The 18,775-nt window shown below is 55.5% G+C and carries 18 protein-coding genes and 1 other RNA gene; 17 read left to right on the top strand and 2 right to left on the bottom strand.

The genetic code is table 11. The annotated features are described in order from the left end of the window. The 11 genes from F552_RS20360 to F552_RS0108665 all read left to right on the top strand — a co-directional run. The coding region (locus F552_RS20360) for a methyl-accepting chemotaxis protein (protein WP_018151353.1) at positions 1–1,101 on the top strand (1,101 nt) is incomplete at its 5' end. Between the two features lie 79 nt (positions 1,102–1,180). Next, positions 1,181–3,526 (top strand): methyl-accepting chemotaxis protein, encoded by a 2,346-nt coding sequence (locus tag F552_RS21035; RefSeq protein ID WP_018151352.1) that lies wholly within the window; start codon positions 1,181–1,183, stop codon positions 3,524–3,526. A gap of 78 nt (positions 3,527–3,604) precedes the next feature. After that, positions 3,605–4,441 carry a CheR family methyltransferase gene (locus F552_RS0108705; protein ID WP_018151351.1) on the top strand — a complete coding sequence of 279 codons (837 nt, stop codon included), beginning with the start codon at positions 3,605–3,607 and terminating at the stop codon, positions 4,439–4,441. A 3-nt stretch (positions 4,442–4,444) separates the two neighbouring features. Further along, positions 4,445–5,053 (top strand): chemoreceptor glutamine deamidase CheD, encoded by a 609-nt coding sequence (gene cheD, locus F552_RS0108700; protein WP_018151350.1) that lies wholly within the window; start codon positions 4,445–4,447, stop codon positions 5,051–5,053. A 16-nt stretch (positions 5,054–5,069) separates the two neighbouring features. Continuing rightward, positions 5,070–6,143 (top strand): protein-glutamate methylesterase/protein-glutamine glutaminase, encoded by a 1,074-nt coding sequence (locus tag F552_RS0108695; RefSeq protein WP_018151349.1) that lies wholly within the window; start codon positions 5,070–5,072, stop codon positions 6,141–6,143. Between the two features lie 121 nt (positions 6,144–6,264). After that, positions 6,265–6,570 carry an STAS domain-containing protein gene (locus F552_RS0108690; RefSeq protein WP_018151348.1) on the top strand — a complete coding sequence of 102 codons (306 nt, stop codon included), beginning with the start codon at positions 6,265–6,267 and terminating at the stop codon, positions 6,568–6,570. Positions 6,571–6,579: 9 nt separating this feature from the next. Then, complete coding sequence (locus F552_RS0108685) at positions 6,580–8,319, top strand: SpoIIE family protein phosphatase (protein ID WP_156802265.1); 1,740 nt, start codon at positions 6,580–6,582, stop codon at positions 8,317–8,319. Positions 8,320–8,400: 81 nt separating this feature from the next. Further along, entirely contained in the window at positions 8,401–8,634 is a 234-nt protein-coding gene (locus F552_RS0108680; RefSeq protein WP_018151346.1) for a hypothetical protein, read from the top strand. Then, positions 8,634–8,945: a cell division protein ZapA gene (locus tag F552_RS0108675; RefSeq protein WP_018151345.1), complete on the top strand. Its 312-nt coding sequence runs from the start codon at positions 8,634–8,636 to the stop codon at positions 8,943–8,945. Before F552_RS0108680 ends, F552_RS0108675 begins: the two co-directional genes overlap by 1 nt. An 18-nt stretch (positions 8,946–8,963) precedes the next feature. Then, a non-coding RNA gene (gene ssrS / locus F552_RS20355) (6S RNA) lies at positions 8,964–9,136 on the top strand. A gap of 92 nt (positions 9,137–9,228) precedes the next feature. After that, entirely contained in the window at positions 9,229–9,843 is a 615-nt protein-coding gene (locus F552_RS0108665) for a 5-formyltetrahydrofolate cyclo-ligase (RefSeq protein ID WP_033375084.1), read from the top strand. Positions 9,844–9,856: 13 nt separating this feature from the next. Here F552_RS0108665 and F552_RS0108660 read toward each other — a convergent pair whose 3' ends face one another. Together F552_RS0108660 and argH are read right to left on the bottom strand one after the other, a co-directional pair. After that, on the bottom strand, positions 9,857–11,359 hold the full coding sequence (locus tag F552_RS0108660) for a sensor domain-containing diguanylate cyclase (protein WP_156802264.1): 1,503 nt from the start codon (positions 11,357–11,359) through the stop codon (positions 9,857–9,859). A gap of 356 nt (positions 11,360–11,715) precedes the next feature. Next, positions 11,716–13,107 carry an argininosuccinate lyase gene (gene argH / locus F552_RS0108655; protein ID WP_018151342.1) on the bottom strand — a complete coding sequence of 464 codons (1,392 nt, stop codon included), beginning with the start codon at positions 13,105–13,107 and terminating at the stop codon, positions 11,716–11,718. 125 nt (positions 13,108–13,232) lie between these two features. On the opposite strand from argH, the gene F552_RS0108650 reads away from it, so the two are divergent. From F552_RS0108650 to F552_RS0108620, 6 genes are all read left to right on the top strand, one after another. Continuing rightward, the gene (locus F552_RS0108650) at positions 13,233–14,234 is read left to right on the top strand and encodes a sensor histidine kinase (RefSeq protein WP_018151341.1); all 1,002 of its coding nucleotides are present in this window, start codon (positions 13,233–13,235) and stop codon (positions 14,232–14,234) included. Then, on the top strand, positions 14,231–14,974 hold the full coding sequence (locus tag F552_RS0108645; protein WP_018151340.1) for a LytR/AlgR family response regulator transcription factor: 744 nt from the start codon (positions 14,231–14,233) through the stop codon (positions 14,972–14,974). Before F552_RS0108650 ends, F552_RS0108645 begins: the two co-directional genes overlap by 4 nt. 214 nt (positions 14,975–15,188) lie before the next feature. Continuing rightward, entirely contained in the window at positions 15,189–15,596 is a 408-nt protein-coding gene (locus tag F552_RS0108635; RefSeq protein WP_018151338.1) for a response regulator, read from the top strand. A 12-nt stretch (positions 15,597–15,608) separates the two neighbouring features. Next, the gene (locus F552_RS0108630; protein ID WP_018151337.1) at positions 15,609–15,974 is read left to right on the top strand and encodes a response regulator; all 366 of its coding nucleotides are present in this window, start codon (positions 15,609–15,611) and stop codon (positions 15,972–15,974) included. Continuing rightward, positions 15,975–16,496, top strand: coding sequence for a chemotaxis protein CheW (locus tag F552_RS0108625; protein WP_018151336.1), 522 nt, complete (start codon positions 15,975–15,977; stop codon positions 16,494–16,496). Positions 16,497–16,558: 62 nt separating this feature from the next. Further along, a complete protein-coding gene (locus F552_RS0108620) occupies positions 16,559–18,739 on the top strand; it encodes a methyl-accepting chemotaxis protein (protein ID WP_018151335.1) in 2,181 nt (726 codons plus the stop codon). Positions 18,740–18,775: the final 36 nt, after the last annotated feature.

The raw sequence follows: 18,775 nt of genomic DNA, 5'->3' as shown, positions 1-18,775 counted from the left end.
GATAACGCCCGTCAGGCCAACCAGCTGGCACGTGGCGCATCCGATATTGCCGTCAAGGGCGGCGTGGTGGTGGGTCAGGTTGTCCAGACCATGGAAGACATCAACAATGCCTCTAAAAAGATTGTCGACATCATCAGCGTGATCGACGGCATTGCTTTCCAGACCAACATTCTGGCCTTGAATGCCGCGGTGGAAGCCGCCCGGGCCGGCGAGCAAGGCCGTGGCTTTGCGGTGGTGGCGAGCGAGGTGCGGACATTGGCGCAGCGTTCAGCGGCGGCCGCCAAAGAGATCAAGGGCCTGATCAATGACTCGGTCGAGAAAACCCAGGAAGGTGCCAACCAGGTAGATCAGGCGGGTCATACCATGCAAGAAATCGTGACGGCGGTGAAACGGGTGACCGACATCATGAGCGAGATTTCTGCGGCCAGCACGGAGCAGAGTGCAGGTATCGAGCAAGTGAATACCACCATTACGCAGATGGACGATGCAACCCAGCAGAACGCTGCGCTGGTAGAGCAGGCAGCGGCAGCGGCCGAGAGCCTGGAAGAGCAGGCACAAAGCCTGGCCATGGCAGTTGCTGCCTTCCGTTTGTCCGGCTTGAATACCGTGGCCGTGCAGCCACGGGTCAGTATCGGCCATACAACCCAGCTGGCAACAACCAGGAAATACCAAGCCTTTTCTTTTGACGACGCCATCACGGCCCACGTGAAATGGAAAGGCCGGCTGATGGATTACATCAAAGGCAAATCCTCCGAAAAACTGGATGCCAGCACAGTTTGCAAAGACAATCAGTGTGACCTTGGCCGCTGGATTTATGGAGATGCGACCCAATTCAACCGCAAGGACGAATATGTGAAACTGCGTCAGCACCATGCCGCTTTCCATCAGAGCGTCGGTGCCATTGTAGAGGCGGTGGATGCCGGTCATACAGACCAGGCGCAACGCTTGCTGGGCGGAGATTTTTTCCGTAACTCGAACAACACCGTAAATGCCATCCGGGCCTTGAAGCAAGCCATCGAGAAAACGAATGAGTCACCCGTATCCTTGCCGTCCACGTTGTCTGGCCTGGCCGGTGAAGAAAATGAATGGGAAGAGTTTTAACACTGGATGTACCCGTTTGCCGGACAGGCGTGTTGTGCCGGCAAACGCTGGATAAATAAAAAAACAGGATATTCACACCATGAAGCAGCAGGCAGGGACTCGTCACTGGTTACACCGCTTATCCATTTTTCGCCAGCTATGGTTGTTGATCGGCAGTTTTTGTGTTGGCCTCCTGATTCTGGGAGGGATGGTCGGTACGACACTCCGGCATGTGGAGGTAGGCGGGCCCATCTACGGGCAGGTGATCCAGGGCAAGGATCTGGTGGCCGATATCCTGCCGCCACCTGCGTATCTGCTGGAAGCATGGCAAGTGGCGCTGGAAATGTCGATTGTGCCGGCATCCGACCGCGCGCCGCTGATCGAGAAAAGTCGTGCGCTTCGCAAGGATTATGAGGCGCGCGAGGAATACTGGCGCCAAGCCCTGCAAGAAGGCGGACTGAAGGCGGCGTTCGTTGTGGATGCCTACCAGTCTGGAAAAGCGTTTCTTGATGTAAGAGACCAAGTCTATATCCCGGCGTTGCAGCGCGGTGATCTGCCCCTGGCGCAGGCCACCTTACCCAGGTTGCGTGCACTGTACCTGCAGCATCGTGCCCGGATTGACCAGGTTGTCCAGCTGGCCAATGCCCGCGTTGCGGCCGACGAGAAAAATGCCCGGGACGTCATCTACTCCCGTACCATTTTGTTGGGGATTGTCGGCAGTCTCATTTTGCTGGGGCTGGTCTGGCTGGGTGTCCAGATTGCACGCTATATCACCGCCAGTCTGGGTGGCGATGTGCGTGAGGCAGTCCATGTGGTTGCCAAGGTGGCAGCCGGTGATCTGGACAGCGCGATTCCGGTAAAGGCTAACGACAAAGACAGTCTGCTGGCCAATCTGCAAGTGATGCAGACCACCCTGAAAGAAGCACAACAGCAGGCGCTGGAAAATGCGCGCGTGCGCAGGGCGCTGGACTCGGTGACCTCCAATGTCCGTATTACCGATATTGACGGCATGGTGGTGTACGCCAACAACAAGTTGAAACGAACCGTCGCGCAACTGGAAAACAGCATCCGCCAACGGATTCCGGACTTCCAGGCTTCCGGCTTTGTCGGCATGGACATTACCCGGTTCTATGATAATCCGGAGGCTGTGCGCCAAGTGCTGCGGACACTGAAAGCCGATCGCTCGACCACCATGGACATTGGCGGACGGACGTTCGAGGTCAAGACCACTCCCGTGTTTGATGATGAAAACGTCCTGATCGGCACCATTGGCGAATGGCTGGACCAGACGGATCTGCTGCTGGTGCAGGCCGAGGTCAGCGGTGTCATCCAGGCGGCCCGTCAGGGGGATTACAGCCAGCGCATCCGGCTGGATAACAAGGACGGTTTCTTTCTGATCTTGTCCGAATCCATGAATACCCTGCTGGAATCCACCGAGCGTGCGTTGCGCGAACTTGGCGAAGTACTGGGTTCTCTGGCCAAAGGGGACCTGACCCATCGCATGGAAAGCGACTTTACCGGCATGCTGGCCAAGCTGAAAGATGACTGTAATACCACCATCGATCAGTTGAGTGATATCGTCAGCCAGATTCGTATCTCGACCGATACCATCAATACTGCAGCACGTGAAATTGCCAGTGGTAACCAGGAACTTAGCCACCGCACCGAGCGCCAGGCTGCCAATATCGAAGATACAGCGGCCAGCATGGAAGAATTGACCGGCACCGTTAAACAGAACGCAGACAACGCGCGTGAGGCCAATCTGCTGGCCCAAGGGGCATCCAATATTGCCGTCAAAGGGGGCGAGGTAGTTTCTGAAGTGGTGGTGACCATGGATGACATGAACAAATCGGCCAAAAAGATTGTGGATATCATTGGCGTGATTGACGGCATTGCCTTCCAGACCAATATTCTGGCGCTGAATGCCGCCGTAGAAGCCGCCCGTGCCGGCGAGCAGGGCAAAGGCTTTGCCGTGGTGGCCACCGAGGTACGTACGCTGGCACAGCGCTCGGCTGCAGCCGCCAAAGAAATCAAGGCACTGATCAATGACACCGTTGAGCGTACCAATGCCGGTGCCAGACAGGTCAATCAGGCCGGGGAAACCATGCATGAAATTGTCGCCTCGGTCAAACATGTGACAGACATCATGCGAGAGATCTCCCATGCCTCTGCCGAGCAGAGTGCAGGTATCCAGCAGGTGAGCGAAGCCGTGACCCAAATGGATACGGCTACCCAGCAAAATGCTGCGCTGGTAGAAGAAGCGACCGCCGCGGCTGTCAGCCTGCAAGAGCAGGCCGTGACCCTGGCCGGGCTGGTCGGGCGCTTCCAGTTGCATGGCTCTGCGTCTAAGCCGTATCCTGTGTCGGCCAAGGGGATAGCCCCTGCGCTGGGCCGTCAGCCCACGCCGCACTGGACAGGTTCTGAGGATGAATGGGATAGTTTCTAGACATGTAGCGGGCAAAGACGGCAAAAGTGCCAGCACCAAGCTACACTTAAAACAAGTATTCAGATAAAGAGCGTGACTATGTCTAGCGATGATTTACACAGAGAGTTCCAGTTTACCGACCAGGATTTTGAATTGGTCCGCAAGGCAATTTACCAGCGGGCGGGTATTTCTCTGGCAGACAGCAAGAAACAGATGGTCTACAGCCGGCTGGCCAGACGCTTGCGGATGAACCAGATTTCCACGTTCCGCAGTTATCTGGACATGCTGCAAAGTCAGCCGAACTCACCGGAATGGGAAGAGTTTACCAACGCACTGACCACCAACCTGACGTCTTTTTTTCGTGAGTCCCATCACTTTGACATCCTGAAACAGCATCTGGCCCAGGTCGGACGCGACGGCCACCAGATCAATATCTGGTGCAATGCAGCCAGTACCGGCGAAGAACCCTACTCACTGGCCATCACCCTGATGGAACATTTCCAGTCGGCATCGCCTAATGCTGCCATTCTGGCCAGTGACCTGGATACCAATGTGCTGTCCAAAGCCCGTGAAGGCGTCTACAGCATGGATAAAGTCGAAAAAATGTCACCCGACAGAATCCGGCGCTACTTCCTGAAAGGGGCCGGTGCCCAAGAAGGGTTTGCCCGGGTGCGGCCAGAGTTGCAAAAACTGATTACCTACCGGCAAATCAATCTGCTCGACAACAGCTGGCCCATTCGCGGGCCATTTGACGCGATTTTCTGCCGCAACGTCATGATCTATTTTGACAAGCCGACCCAGCGCAAGATGCTGGAAAAATTTGCTCCCTTGCTGCGCAAGGACGGCTTGCTGTTTGTCGGCCACTCCGAGCACCTCAGTCATGTGGCGGACATTTATACGCCCTGTGGCAAAACGGTTTATCGGCTGAAAGGGTAAGGGATGGCTTCGCCAAAAGAAGACATTCTTGCGCCGACGCTATATTATGACAAACGGTTTGAGACCGAAGCGGCGAAGATATTGCCGGGGGAATATTACGTCACCACCCGCGACATGCTGATTGTCACCGTGCTCGGATCCTGTGTGTCAGCCTGCATCCGGGACCGTATCACCGGTGTGGGCGGGATGAACCATTTCATGCTGCCCGATGCCAATGCCGATGCGGACAGCCCCTTGTCCACGTCGGCCCGCTATGGCACGTATGCCATGGAAATTCTCATCAACCAGTTGCTCAAGAATGGTGCTAAACGACACCAGCTGGAAGCCAAGGTATTTGGGGGTGGCAATGTGTTGCGCGGCTTTACCATCTCTAATGTCGGGCAGCGTAACTCAGAGTTTGTGCATAACTTCCTGGCGCTCGAGAACATCCCGATCGTTGCGGAAGACTTGCTCGACATTTATCCGCGCAAAGTGTACTTCTTTCCGAAGACCGGGCGGGTGCTGGTGCGCAAACTGAAAACGGTACACAACAACACCATTGTGCAGCGCGAGCGCGATTACAGCATGCGCATCAATTATGGCAAAGTGGATGGACAGGTCGAACTGTTCTGATCTGGCAGAGGATTGAATGGGTAAAATCAAGGTGGTCGTTGTCGATGATTCGGCACTGATCAGAAGCTTGCTGACAGAAATCATCAACCGTGCCCCGGACCTGACGGTGGTTGGCACGGCAGCGGACCCGTATGCGGCCCGCGAGGTGATTCGCAACACCAATCCGGACGTGATTACGCTGGATATCGAGATGCCCAAGATGGATGGTCTCGATTTTCTCGAAAAACTGATGCGCCTGCGGCCCATGCCTGTCCTGATGATTTCAACACTGACAGAGCGCAGTTCTGACGTCACTCTGAAAGCGCTGGAACTGGGGGCTATCGATTTTATTGCCAAACCCAAGATTGACATTGTTAACGGTATGGAAGCATTTGCAGATGAGATTCAGGAAAAAATACGGGCGGCTGCACGTGCGAGTGTCAAGTCGCGCGTGGTAGACGTGAGTCCAAAACTGACGGCAGACAGTATCCTGCCGAGTGTACGTACCAAAATGTTCTCTACTGAAAAGCTGATTCTGGTTGGCGCATCCACGGGCGGAACCGAAGCCTTGCGCGAGTTTCTGATGCCCATGCCGCCAGACACGCCAGCCATTCTGGTCACCCAGCACATGCCGGAGATGTTTACCAAATCATTTGCGGCCCGGCTGAACAGCCTGTGCAAGATCGAGGTCAAAGAAGCAGAGCACGGCGAACGGGTCATGCCCGGGCACGCCTATATTGCTCCCGGGCATTCGCACATGCTGCTGTCGCGCAGCGGGTCCAATTATGTCATCGAGCTGAACCAGGGCCCTCCCGTCAACCGGCACCGGCCCAGTGTGGACGTTCTGTTCCGGTCGGGTGCCAATGTGGCCGGACCGAACATCATTGGCGTGATCCTGACCGGCATGGGCAAGGACGGCGCGCAGGGTATGCTGGAAATGAAGCAGGCCGGCGCGTATAACCTGGCACAGGATGAAGCCAGTTGCGTGGTGTTTGGCATGCCTAAAGAGGCCATCGCCCTGGGCGGTGCAGACGAGATCGTGCCTTTGTCCAAAATGTCGGAACGCGTGCTGGCACAGGTATCACGCCTGGGTAAACATAACCGGGTATAAGGGCTGGACAGCGTTGTACACGATGGGAATGATATGCATTTGGTCTGATGGCGTTTATACGCTATATTGATGACAGGTTAGCTGTTCTGGCCAATATGCAATTTACAGGAGAGTGCCTACTATGCAGGCAAACTATACCGTCAATGGTGCCGTCGCCGTCATCGTGCTGACAGGCAGGTTTGATTTTAATTCTCACCGGGTCTTCCGGGAAATCATCGACAAGGCCATAGCTGAATCGGTGGTCAGGAAACTGACGCTGGATTTCCATGGCGTGGACTATATCGACAGTTCTGCATTGGGCATGCTGATGCTGCTGAAAGAAAAGGCAGACGCAGCCAGCAAGCAGGTGGCGTTGGCCAACTGCTCCGGGACCGCCCGTCAAGTGTTGGACATTGCCAATTTCAGCAAACTTTTTACGATGGAATAAGGACGGTTTGTGCAAATCTCGCATGTGCCAATGACCATACTGGTGGTTGACGATGACCGCATGATCCGGATGCTGTTAAGGCGCTTTCTGGAATCCTGTGAGCATCGTGTTGTAGAAGCTTCAAGCGGAGAAGAGGCGATCGCCTGTCTGGCTGAAGCCAACCCGGATATTGTCCTGATGGACATGGTCATGCCTGGCATGGACGGCATCGAAACCGCGCGCGAGATCAAGCGAATTCGTGATGAGCGCTGGATTCCAGTCATCTTTCTGACCGCGCTGGATAACGAGGCTGATCTGGTGGCAGCCCTGTCGGGCGGCGGTGATGACTATCTGACCAAACCCGTCAATTTCCCGATCCTGCGTGCCAAACTCAGCGCCTTCGAGCGTAGCGTCAGCCTGAACAAACGCGTGCACGAACAATCTGCCGAACTGGCCCGCTACCAGGACCGCTCCCGTGAAGAATTGCGGGTGGCCAAGCACCTGATGGGGCGTATCGTCAACGGTGACAAACTGGCAGACCCGTTTTTGTCCTACTGGACGTCGGCTGCCGAATACCTCTCCGGTGACTTGCTGGCCGCTGCCAGAACACCGGGCGATGTCTTGTATGTGATGCTGGCCGATGGCGTGGGTCACGGTCTGACAGCTTCTCTGAACGTCCTGCCGGTGACCCAACCGTTTTACACCATGACAGCCAAGGGCTTTTCGATTGTCGAGATCGCCCGGGAAATCAATTCCAAGGTCCGGCAACTGCTGCCAAGAGACCGGTTTATTTCTGCCGTGCTGGTGTCGGTCGACATGATCACCAACCGTCTGGAGGTCTGGAACGGCGGCATTCCCAAAGTCTATGTCCTGAACCAGCAAGGCAAGGTATTACAGGAGTTTAGTTCCAAACACCTGCCGCTCGGCATCCTGTCTGAATCCATGTTCGACTCCAAGGTAGAGGCGATGTCCATTACCGAAGATATCCGGGTGCTCATGTATTCGGATGGCTTGGTAGAAGCCGAAGGTGAAGGCAACATGCTGTATGGACAGGAGCGCCTGCTGACCGCCTTCGCATCTGCACAGAGCGGGCAGGAAACCACGGCCATTCAGGATTCGATTGTCGATCACCTGCAAGGCAGGGCTCATCACGATGATATCTCGCTGGTGGTGCTGAACTGCCAGCGGGAAGTCGCAGACCGGATGCACCTGCAGTCCCAGTACACGGACGAGTATGCCGCAGAGAAAAGTGTGGCAGGCTGGACGTTCTCGCTTGAGCTTGGGGCGAGCGAACTCAAACGGGTCAATGCCATTCCGCTGCTAATCCATGTGCTGGACCAGATGGAGATTACCCGCCGCCAACGGTCTGAGATTTTCCTGATCCTGACCGAGCTGTTTGCCAATGCGCTGGATCACGGCTTGTTGCAGCTGGACTCGGCACTTAAAGAGTCGGCTGGCGGCATGGATGACTATTTTGACGAGCGGGCCGACCGCTTGTATGCAATGCAAGAAGGTCGTATTTGCCTCGATTTGGCCGTAAAGCATGAGGGTGGTCAGCCATACCTGCAGATCGATGTGCGTGACTCTGGCCCCGGGTTCGATGTGTCGCAGCAGCCTTCTGCCAATGTGCTGCAGGATGTGAAACATTCCGGCAAAGGGATCGCATTGGTCAGGTCGCTTTGCCAGCAGGTAACCTTCCATCCACCGGGTAACCATGTGACGGCAGCCTATGCGCTACGCCGCAAACCGGCCCTGACGGTCGCCGCGTAGGTGGCGTCCGGCCAGCCGGCTGCGCGATGCGAGCCGGATAGGCATCAATATGATTTTACTTGCAGTTTCATGGCTTAAGCCTTGACGGCATTGGTTTTTTCCATTTATAGTGAAACGATGGAAGCAGAATTAATTCAATTAGAAGAGCGAATTGTCGCGTTAGCTAACCTGTGTCAGCAGATCAGGGGAGAGAATCGCGATTTGCTTTCGCAGTTGCAGGCAGAAAAAGAGAGCAATCTCGTGCTGCAACAGAAAATCACGGCTGCTACAGACCGGCTGGAGCAGCTTTTGTCCCGTTTGCCTGAGGATGCGTAATGAGTAGTGAAATCAAGGGCCTTGACGTTAGCATCATGGGACGTGATTTTCGGGTGGCGTGCCCGGCAGAAGAAGAAGCCGGCTTGCTGGAAGCCGTCGCCTATCTGGATGCCAGGATGCGTGAAATCCGCGATTCTGGTAAAATCGTCGGTATTGATCGCATTGCCGTGATGGCAGCGCTCAACATTACGCATGAATTTTTGCATTTGAAAGTGTCGCCAGATTTTGACATTGGTGATTTCAAGCGTAGAATGGGACGTATGCAAGGGTTGATTGAAAAGACGCTTGCTGAACAGTCTTCATTGTTCTGAAGTTATAGAATTTCCGGTTTATCCCTGCGGTGTTCGTTTGGGTTCGATATCTTTGAACCAATATATTTTGAACGGTTGCCAGAGATTCGGTGTGGTGTGCAATTCTTCGCGAATATGCCTTAAGCACCGGTGAGGCGGCCCCTTGAACCTTAGGTTCAAGACTAGAAACCGGCGGCATTTGCGGGGATCCCTCTAAAAACTGACCTTCAGGGTCAGTTTGCCTTTGGTACTGCCCGATACGGGTAGTACCCAGTCAAGACAGCGCATGATCATGAATGACCATATGTCTGATACCACGCTTAACCATGCTGAACAAAAACTGGCGATCCGGCGGCAAATTCGTACGCTGCGCAGACAACTGTCCCCTGCTGACCGGCGCTATGCTGCCGCGCGTGCACTAACGTTTGTGCAACGCTTGCCTCGTCTGCAAAAGGCGCAGCGGGTTGGTTTGTACTGGCCGATGGCGGACGAATTTGATCCGCTGCCATTGTTGTGCGGTCTGGCCCGTGCAGGCAAAGCCTGTTTCATGCCCGTTGTACCCAGACATGGACGCCGTCTCTGGTTTACCAGGGTCGACGAACATTCTCGCTGGTATCACAACCGTTTTGGCATTCCGGAGAGCAAACACCCGGAGCGATGCCGTGCAGAAAAGCTGGACGTGATTCTGGTGCCCTTGATGGGGGTGGATGCCCAAGGCTTTCGCCTGGGCATGGGGGGCGGCTTTTATGACACCTCTTTGCAAGTCCGTCGCCTGACGCGCAGGCGTTCCCCATGGCTGCTTGGGGTTGCCTTTGAATGCCAGCGGGTGGCACAACTGCCATCAGAGCCCTGGGATATCCGCCTGGATGCCTTGCTGACCGAAAAGCGCATTTACCGGTTTCCAGTCCGCATCGCCTGAGCCATTACACGACTTAGCTACTACCGGATACCACCCGGTTTCTCCCGAGCGCCTTGGCCTCGTAAAGTGCCCTGTCGGCCGAGCTGTACAGGGCATCAATATTGGCATGCATGTCCGGATGCAGGGTGACGACCCCGATGCTGGTGGTTAGCCGGTCAGCCGTGGGCGAGGAGGGGTGCGTCAGTTGTAGTTGCCAGAGCCGGTTTTTCAGTTGCTCGGCCAGATTGACGGCCTGGGCTTGCGCCGTGTTGGGCAGCAAGACGGCAAACTCTTCCCCGCCGACACGGGCGGACAGGTCCCCGCTACGCGTGAATACCCGCTGCATGCAGTGGGCAAACTGCCGGATGGCCTCGTCTCCGGCCACGTGACCCAGCGTATCGTTATAGCGTTTGAAATGATCCAGATCACACAGGATCAGGCTGAAAGGCTGGCCGCTACGCAGTGCGCGGCGGAATTCGATCGCTCTGATCTCGTCAAAATAGCGGCGGTTGGCCAGTCCGGTCAACGCATCGGTTCTCGACAAAGCCTCCAGGGACCGGTTGGTCTGCTCCAGGCGCTCCTGTGCCTGCTGCAAGTCACGGTAGCGCCGTACATTGACAATGCTCCCGACAAACAGCGTATTGGCCAGATTCAGCAGGGTCAGTTCTTCTTCTTGCCAGTCCCGGTAGTTGCTGAGGGCGTCGTAGGTGATGTAACCGATCAACCCTTCATTATGAAACAGTGGCAAGGCCACCAGACTTTTGATGCCATGTGCCTGCAACACGGTTTTCTCTATGGAAGCTTCTGCCGGCAGGTCGTTGACGTTCTCAATGATCATCATGCCCTGGCGGATGGTGCGGAACCACCACGGAAAAGAATCCGGGTTCATGACCTCCAGATCCTGAATACTGGATGGATGGCCATCCGCCACCCATTCATGGGTGTAGCGTACGGTATTGTGCTGGTCATCAAACTGGAACAGGGACACGCGTTCTACGTGCATGAAGGTGCCAATCTGGGACATGGTTTGCACCAGTGCCTTGTCGATCTCCTGCACGGGGGTCAAGGTCAGTTCGCTAAAACAGCTGGACAGCAGTCGCTGGAAACGTGTCAGGTATTCTAGCGTCTGGGAGCGTTGTGCCATTTCCTGCCGCAACTGCTGATATTCGGCGTCCATCTCGGCGCAAGCAAAATCGGTTTGCAGGCGGGCCTGCTGCAAGGCGTGCTGGAAGGCGGCCTCAAGGTGACGGGGCTGGGGAGATGCATCCGGCATCCGGGCTGATGCCGCAGGGCCGTCCGGAGTTGATTCGCTTAACTGCCGGTTAAACTTTGTCAGCAGTTGTCGTGTTTTTTGCTGTAACCATTGTCCATATACCCATGCTACCACCAGGCAGCTAGCCACCATATAAATCATGGCCGGTATCGTCAGGTGCCAGATGGCATAGGCGTCCGCTGCCAGACCAATAGACAGCAACGCAGGCATCCACCGGCGAAACTCGTTACCGGCCATCGATTGATGAGACAAGGGAGAGTTCACTATCCTTACTCCATTCCGCTCTGGAGGGATGTGTCATGTGAGTAATATGCACAATTCATGCAGGAATAATACCTGAAACCTTTCCAGATGACCGGAAATGCTGATGAATGCCTGTTTTGTGTAGCAGCATAAGATGGATTGCCAAATGGCGAGGGGTAACATCTGCGCCTGTTTTGCCGGAGGCATGCGGATCTACAGTCATGCCTGCACTGGCTGCCGGAGAGGCTGGGCGCGACCCCTGGCATGCAGGTCACTCACGGTTGCTTTACTTGCAAGACGAGATGTCTCTGGGCTGGCATCCGGACGGGTCGGTGGCAGTGCCCCGTCCGGAGAGTCGGTAGTCTATGGCAACAAAATTACGTGTTCTGGATACGTTGCCGGGCGCGCACAATGGCTTGTCTGACCTGATTGGGTGCAGTGCCGCCGATATGGTCACGGCTGGCCAGCGAACCTTCCGGGGTCAGTACGGCAAAGACCTTGTCGTCGATCAGTTCAGAGAATGTGCGCAGCGTTTCCAGCGACAGATCGGCCAGATCGCAACCGGCTTTTTCCGCATGTCGAACCGCCAGGGCCACCACTTCGTGCGCGTCCCGGAACGGCAGGCCCTGTTTCACCAGGTAGTCGGCCAGATCCGTCGCAGTGGCAAAGCCTTGCAGGACGGCATTGCGCATGGCATCCGGTTTTACCTTGACGCCGCGCATCATGTCGGCATAAATGGCCAGCGTCATCGACAGCGTATCCGCGGTGTCAAACAATGGTTCCTTGTCTTCCTGGTTGTCCTTGTTGTAAGCCAGTGGCTGGCCTTTCATAAGGGTCAGCAGCGCCATCAGGTGGCCATTGACACGGCCGGTCTTGCCGCGCACCAGCTCGGGTACGTCCGGGTTTTTCTTTTGCGGCATGATGGAGCTGCCGGTGCAGAAGCGGTCGGCCAGATCAATGAACCCGAAGCGCGGGCTCATCCACAGGATCAGTTCTTCAGACAGGCGGGACAAATGGGTCATGATCAAGGCCGCCGCCGCGGTGTATTCGATGGCAAAGTCACGGTCAGAAACTGAGTCCAGCGAGTTTTCCGTCACGGCTTCAAAGCCCAGCTGTTCGGCCACGTAGTGGCGGTCAATCGGGTAGCTGGTGCCGGCCAGTGCAGCAGAGCCCAACGGCAGGCGGTTAACCCGCTTGCGACAGTCGGCCAGACGCTCGGCATCACGTTGCAGCATCTCGAAGTAAGCCAGCAAGTGGTGGCCAAAGGTGACCGGCTGGGCAACCTGTAAATGGGTAAAGCCCGGCATGACGGTGTCGGTATGCTGCTCGGCCAGTTCCAGAATGCTGGTTTGCAAGGCGCGTACTTCGTTCAGGTGCAGGTCAATGGTATGACGCAGCCACAGACGGATGTCGGTAGCGACCTGGTCATTACGCGAACGGCCGGTATGCAGGCGCTTGCCGGCATCGCCGATCTTGTCGGTCAGGCGGCGTTCGATGTTCATGTGAACATCTTCCAGATCCAGCGACCATTCAAAGGCACCGGCACGAATGTCGTCCAGAATGTCTGCCATGCCCTGGCGAATGGCGGCCAGGTCTTCTGCAGACAAAATGCCTACTTTGTTGAGCATGCCGGCATGTGCCAGAGAGCCCTGGATATCAAACTCTGCCAGACGTTTGTCAAAATCAACCGAAGCCGTATAGCGTTTGACCAGTTCGGTCACCGGTTCGTTAAAGCGACCTGACCATAATTTGTCGGCAGAGGATTGCATTGTCATTTTCCTTGTTGAAAGCAGCAACTGTCATTTAGTATCAGTATTTTAAAGCAAACCTGCTTTAAGGACCAATCTGTCCTGAAGGGTACAAAATATGCACCTGATGGGGTAGTTCAAAACACATGCACATTATAAAGCAAAAAGCCCAACCCCCGAGCCTGCCAAACTTTACCCAGCTTGGCGTATTGCTGCGCATTTTGCTGGGTGTTTTGCTGGTCTGCTTTCTGATTGCACTCTACAAAACCCCCTCCTGGTTTGAACTGGCTGGCGTGTATAGCGATTTGCTGGCCATCATGGCACCGGTACTGATTACCACGCTGCTGGGGCTGTCCCTGTTGCAAAAAGTGTTGGCGCGCCTGTCGTACCCGCTGGGGCTGGCATTGGTGTTTCTGTGGACGGAGCTGTGCGCCCTGACGGTGGCCAAGTGGGCCAGCACAAGCCTGTTCGAGTTGCAGCGGCTGATGCTGACGGTCGGCGTGGCTGTTTTTATGCTGGCGATATACTTCCGTTTGCGTCAGCAGTCTTTGTCACCCGCGGTCACCGAGGCCAGGTTGCAGGCCTTGCAGGCCCGCATTCGCCCTCATTTTCTCTTTAACAGCTTAAATGCCGTCATCAGTCTGATCCGGGTAGAGCCCAGGCGGGCAGAGCGCATTCTGGAGAACCTGGCGGACCTCTTCCGGGTCCTGATGGCAGACAACCGGCAACTGGTGCCGCTGGCAAAAGAAGTCGAACTGGCCCGCCAGTATCTGGAAATTGAACAGGTGCGCCTGGGGGAGCGTTTGCAACTGACCTGGCATATCGACAAGATGCCCGAAGACGCGATGATTCCACCACTGATTTTGCAGCCATTGCTGGAAAATGCGGTGTACCATGGCATTGAACCGAGTATTCAGCCCGGCATGATCGGGATTAATATCTATCAAAAGGGTAATGAGGTATTTATCCAGATTCGCAATACCTACATTGGCGAAGGTTCGCATCATGCGGGTAACAAAATGGCCATGTCCAATATCCGGGAGCGTTTGCTGCTGCACTTTGATGTGGATGCAGAATTGGCAGTGCAACCCGGACATGACTATTATCAGGTCATGATCCGCATGCCTTACCAGAAGGAGGTTAAATGACCAGTCCTTTAAGGGTGTTTGTGGTAGATGATGAAGCGCTGGCCCGTACGCGCATGAAGCAGCTGCTTGAAGACTGCCACCAGGAGTTGCCGGTGGTCTGCGCGGGGGAGGCGGACAACGGGTTTTCTGCCTTGCAGGCCTTGAAAACCCAAGTGGTGGATGTGGTGCTGGTGGATATCCACATGCCGGAAATGGACGGTCTTGAACTGGCAAAGCGCTTGTCCGACTTGCCGCATCCGCCGGCCGTGATTTTTTCCACCGCCTATGATGATTATGCCATCAAGGCCTTCGAGCTGGCCGCCACCGATTATATTCTGAAGCCCGTGCGGCTAAACCGCTTGCTGGAGGCGCTGAGGCGCATCAAGCCCGTTCTGCAGGATGCGGCGGCTCCGCTGGCGCACGGCAGCTTCTTGTCGGTGATCGAACGTGGCCGCGTGATTCTCGTGCCGCTGGATGACATCCTGTATATGAAGGCCGAGCTCAAGTACATCACCGTGGTGACTGAAGACAAGGAGTATCTGCTGGAGGGGGCGCTGACACAGCTTGAGCATGACTTCCCGGAGCGGTTTGTTCGCATCCATCGCAATTGCCTGGTGTCATCCGCCCAGTTGCACGGTTTCGAGCGTACTGGTGAGGTGGATGGCGAGCCCCACTGGCAGGCCGTACTGAAAAACGGCATGCATCTGCCGGTAAGCCGCCGGCAGTGGCAAGTACTCAGAGGGATGCTGAAATCCGGTTGACCCTGGATGAAATGCCAAAGCGTAGTGGTTGGGGAAAAAACGAAAACTGTGTATAAAGAACAATTCACGGTTTTTGTGACTGGTTTTACCAAATCCGGCTTTGCGTTTCACGGGTTTTTCCATAAAATGCCATTTGCTTAGCGGGAGGGCTATCCGCTATGTTTGGCTTGCAAGAACAAGAAATGATGGCCGTACTATCAACCAAGGGGGCATTGTGACCAGTGCACAAAACCTGAATGGCATCAAGGTAATGGTGATTGATGATAGCAATACCATTCGCCGCAGTGCAGAGATCTTTCTCAAACAGGCCGGATGCGAAGTGATCCTGGCAGAAGACGGATTTGATGCGCTGGCCAAAATCACCGATTATCTGCCGGATATCATCTTTGTCGATGTGATGATGCCAAGGCTCGACGGGTACCAGACGTGTTCGTTGATCAAGAAAAATCCGCGTTATCATGCAACACCGGTAGTGATGCTGTCTTCCAAGGACGGTCTGTTTGATCGTGCCAGGGGCAGAATGGTAGGGTCGGACGAATACCTGACCAAGCCGTTTACCAAAGACAGTTTGCTTAATGTGGTTGCAGAGCGTGCTTCACGCCTCGTTTCAAGTCATCAGTAAGGGTGCAATAATATGTCCATAAAGAAGATCCTGATTGTCGATGATTCACCAACTGAACGACATTTCCTTGGAGAAATCCTCTCCCGCAACGGTTATCAGGTTGTCATGCTGGAAAGTGGCGAACAGGCCGTCCAGCAAGCCCGAGAAATCATGCCTGACCTGATCCTGATGGATGTGGTCATGCCAGGGCTGAACGGTTTTCAGGCAACGCGCCAGATCAGCCGTGACGAAGCAACCAAACATATTCCGATTTTCATGTGTACCAGCAAAGGTCAGGAAACCGACAAGATCTGGGGTCTGCGCCAGGGCGCAAGAGACTATCTGGTAAAACCGGTTGACCAGGCTGAACTGCTGTCCAAGATTGCGGCGCTGAGCTAAATGGCCAAGCGCATCAGCCTCAGGGAGTTTCAGGAGCGGGTATCCCAGCGACTGCAATCCGCCACGGCCGGGCAAGTGAGTTTGTCCAGCCTGGGGGTGCGGGTCGGCCAGCAGCATTACCTGATTGACCTGACACAGGTCAGTGAAGTCATCTCTGTTCCGCCCATTCTGCCAGTCGCCTTGACTCACGACTGGTATCGGGGACTGACCAACATCCGGGGTACGCTATACAGCGTGACCGATCTGGCGCACTTTCTGCACGGAACACCCGTCCAGCCTCGCCCGGCCAACCGCCTGTTATTGATCCAGCCACGACTGCTGGATAACGCGGCCCTGATGGTGGACCAGATTATCGGTTTGCGTCAGGTGGGGGTGTTGCAGCCGCTGGCGACGGATGAAGATGCGAACTCGCCATGGTTTGGAACCCGCTTTGTGGATGAACAGCAAACGGTCTGGCAGCAATTGCATCTGGCACAACTGATCCGCCAGCCTGAATTTTTGCAGGTGAGCCGTTTCCAATAAGCTGAAATGGCCAGTGGTAGCAGCCTTTCATAAAAATACAATGCAGTAAACAAGGGGCGTATATGAAGCTCAATCTAGAAAAAATCAAAACCCTGTTCCATCGTTCTGCTTCTGGCTCGAAAGAGAAGGGGAAGATCAAGTTTGAGCCCATGAGCACGACCTCCATTATGGATAGCCTGATCAAGCCCAAAAGCGATGCGGCCAATGCAGGCTTGCTGGCACGGCTGCCGGGTGGCAAACAGGGCGGATCCCTGATTTTGATGATTGTCGGGCTGGCCGGTTTTGTGGGCGTTGCGACCTATGAAGGCAGCCGTTCTGCGCATTACGCCAACTTTCTGACCACGTCGACCGAAATGCAGATGCTGTCGCAGCGTCTGGCGGTGTCGGCGTCCGAATCCACCAAAGGCAACCCGATGGCCTTTGACCAGCTGGACCAGGCTTACAAAGACTTTGCCTGTGAGCTGGATAAGCTGATCAATGGCGGCAGTTGCCTGCCGGACCAGTCTGACCTGGCCCCAGCGTCTCCGGAAGTGGCCCAGGTCAAACTGAGAGAAATCGACGATATCTGGAAGCGCTCGTTTGCACCATCCAACCGTCCGAACGTGTCTACCATCATTGGCGAGAAAAAAGTATTGCGCCAGATGACCCAGTCCGTGTCCTACATCAACACCTCGGATACCGAACTGCTGGAACTGTCCCAGCAGCTGGTTGCCCTGATGCAGGAAAACGGTGCGGATAACCGGATTCTTGGCCTGGCCAACCAGCAGGTGATGCTGACCCAGCGGATGTCCAAAAACGCCAACGCCATGCTGGCCGAACCGACCATCAGCCCCGAAATCGTGTTCATGCTGGGCAAGGATACCAACACCTTCCGCGATACGCTGGAAGGCCTGATCTCCGGGAATGAAGACCTGCACCTGACCGCAGCGACCAACCCGGACATCGTCGAGAAACTGAACGACATCAAGCGCGTGTTCCAGCCGTTTGAAGCATCGGTGACCCTGTTTTCTAAAAACATGCAGAACCTGGTCAATGCCAAGCTGGCTTCTCAGGGGGTGTTTGTGGATTCGGAGTCCCTGTTGAAGCGGCTGGGCGAACTGACCGAAATCTACCGTAGCGAGAGTACCAACCTGGCGCTGACCGTTGGCAAGTTTGCCAGCGTGGCGCTGGCGCTGTTGGGGCTGGTGATGTTTGGTCTGGCCTACAGCCGTGAAATCCAGCAACGTGCGGAGCAGACTGAAGCAGAAAACAAACGTAACCAGGAGGCGATTTTGCGCCTGCTGAACGAGATGTCGGATCTGGCCGATGGCGACCTGACGGTGCGTGCATCGGTGACGGAAGACCTGACCGGCGCGATTGCCGACTCCATGAACTATACGATTGATGAACTGCGTAACCTGATTACCGGTATCAACCGGGCGACCGATCAAGTGGCGGTGGCCTCCCAGGATGCCCGTTCGATTTCCGAGCGCCTGCTGCAGGCGACCGAAGCCCAGGCCGACGAAATCATGGATACCAACGTGTCTGTGCGCTACATGGCGGAGTCCATCCAGAATGTGGCGACCAACGCATCTGAGTCTGCCCGTGTGGCGCAGATGTCGCTGGGAGCGGCCGAAAAAGGCGCCGATGCGGTGCAGAACTCCATCAAGGGCATGAACGAGATTCGCGAGCAGATCCAGGAAACCTCCAAGCGGATCAAACGGCTGGGTGAGAGCTCGCAAGAGATTGGCGAGATCGTGGAACTGATTTCTGACATTACCGAACAGACCAACGTACTGGCGCTGAACGCCGCGATTCAGGCGGCCTCAGCCGGTGAGGCGGGGCGCGGGTTTACCGTGGTGGCGGAAGAGGTGCAGCGACTGGCGGAACGTTCTGCCGAAGCGACCAAACAGATTTCTGCCATTGTGAAGACCATTCAGACCGATACCCAGGATGCGGTTGCCGCGATGGAAATTTCTACCCAGGGTGTGGTGGAAGGGGCGCGTCTGTCTGATGCGGCAGGTCAGGCCCTGCAAGAAATCGGCAGCGTGTCGAAAAACCTGGCGACCCTGATTGATTCGATTTCGCTATCGACCAAAGAGCAGACCCAGATGGCGGAACAAGTGGCTAACAACATGCAGCACATTCTGACAGTGACTGACCAGACGACGGAAGGTACCAAGCAGACCGCCGAATCCATCGGCCAGCTGACCGGTCTGGCACGCGAACTGAAAGGTTCGGTGTCCGGCTTCAAGCTTGCCTGATTCGTGTTCGTTTTCCCGCATCGTGCCCTGAAATCA

The organism is Leeia oryzae DSM 17879 (genome assembly GCF_000376945.1).
Taxonomy (GTDB): Bacteria; Pseudomonadota; Gammaproteobacteria; order Burkholderiales; family Leeiaceae; genus Leeia; species Leeia oryzae.
Note: the sequence above shows the minus strand (reverse complement) of the source record. Positions and strands in the feature narration are given on the sequence as shown.

Coding starts and splice junctions, on each gene's coding strand:
- F552_RS21035 (WP_018151352.1), top strand. CDS start 1,181: ATGAAGCAGCAGGCAGGGACTCGTCACTGGTTACACCGCTTATCCATT.
- F552_RS0108705 (WP_018151351.1), top strand. CDS start 3,605: ATGTCTAGCGATGATTTACACAGAGAGTTCCAGTTTACCGACCAGGAT.
- cheD (WP_018151350.1), top strand. CDS start 4,445: ATGGCTTCGCCAAAAGAAGACATTCTTGCGCCGACGCTATATTATGAC.
- F552_RS0108695 (WP_018151349.1), top strand. CDS start 5,070: ATGGGTAAAATCAAGGTGGTCGTTGTCGATGATTCGGCACTGATCAGA.
- F552_RS0108690 (WP_018151348.1), top strand. CDS start 6,265: ATGCAGGCAAACTATACCGTCAATGGTGCCGTCGCCGTCATCGTGCTG.
- F552_RS0108675 (WP_018151345.1), top strand. CDS start 8,634: ATGAGTAGTGAAATCAAGGGCCTTGACGTTAGCATCATGGGACGTGAT.
- F552_RS0108665 (WP_033375084.1), top strand. CDS start 9,229: ATGTCTGATACCACGCTTAACCATGCTGAACAAAAACTGGCGATCCGG.
- argH (WP_018151342.1), bottom strand. CDS start 13,107: ATGCAATCCTCTGCCGACAAATTATGGTCAGGTCGCTTTAACGAACCG.
- F552_RS0108650 (WP_018151341.1), top strand. CDS start 13,233: ATGCACATTATAAAGCAAAAAGCCCAACCCCCGAGCCTGCCAAACTTT.
- F552_RS0108645 (WP_018151340.1), top strand. CDS start 14,231: ATGACCAGTCCTTTAAGGGTGTTTGTGGTAGATGATGAAGCGCTGGCC.
- F552_RS0108630 (WP_018151337.1), top strand. CDS start 15,609: ATGTCCATAAAGAAGATCCTGATTGTCGATGATTCACCAACTGAACGA.
- F552_RS0108625 (WP_018151336.1), top strand. CDS start 15,975: ATGGCCAAGCGCATCAGCCTCAGGGAGTTTCAGGAGCGGGTATCCCAG.
- F552_RS0108620 (WP_018151335.1), top strand. CDS start 16,559: ATGAAGCTCAATCTAGAAAAAATCAAAACCCTGTTCCATCGTTCTGCT.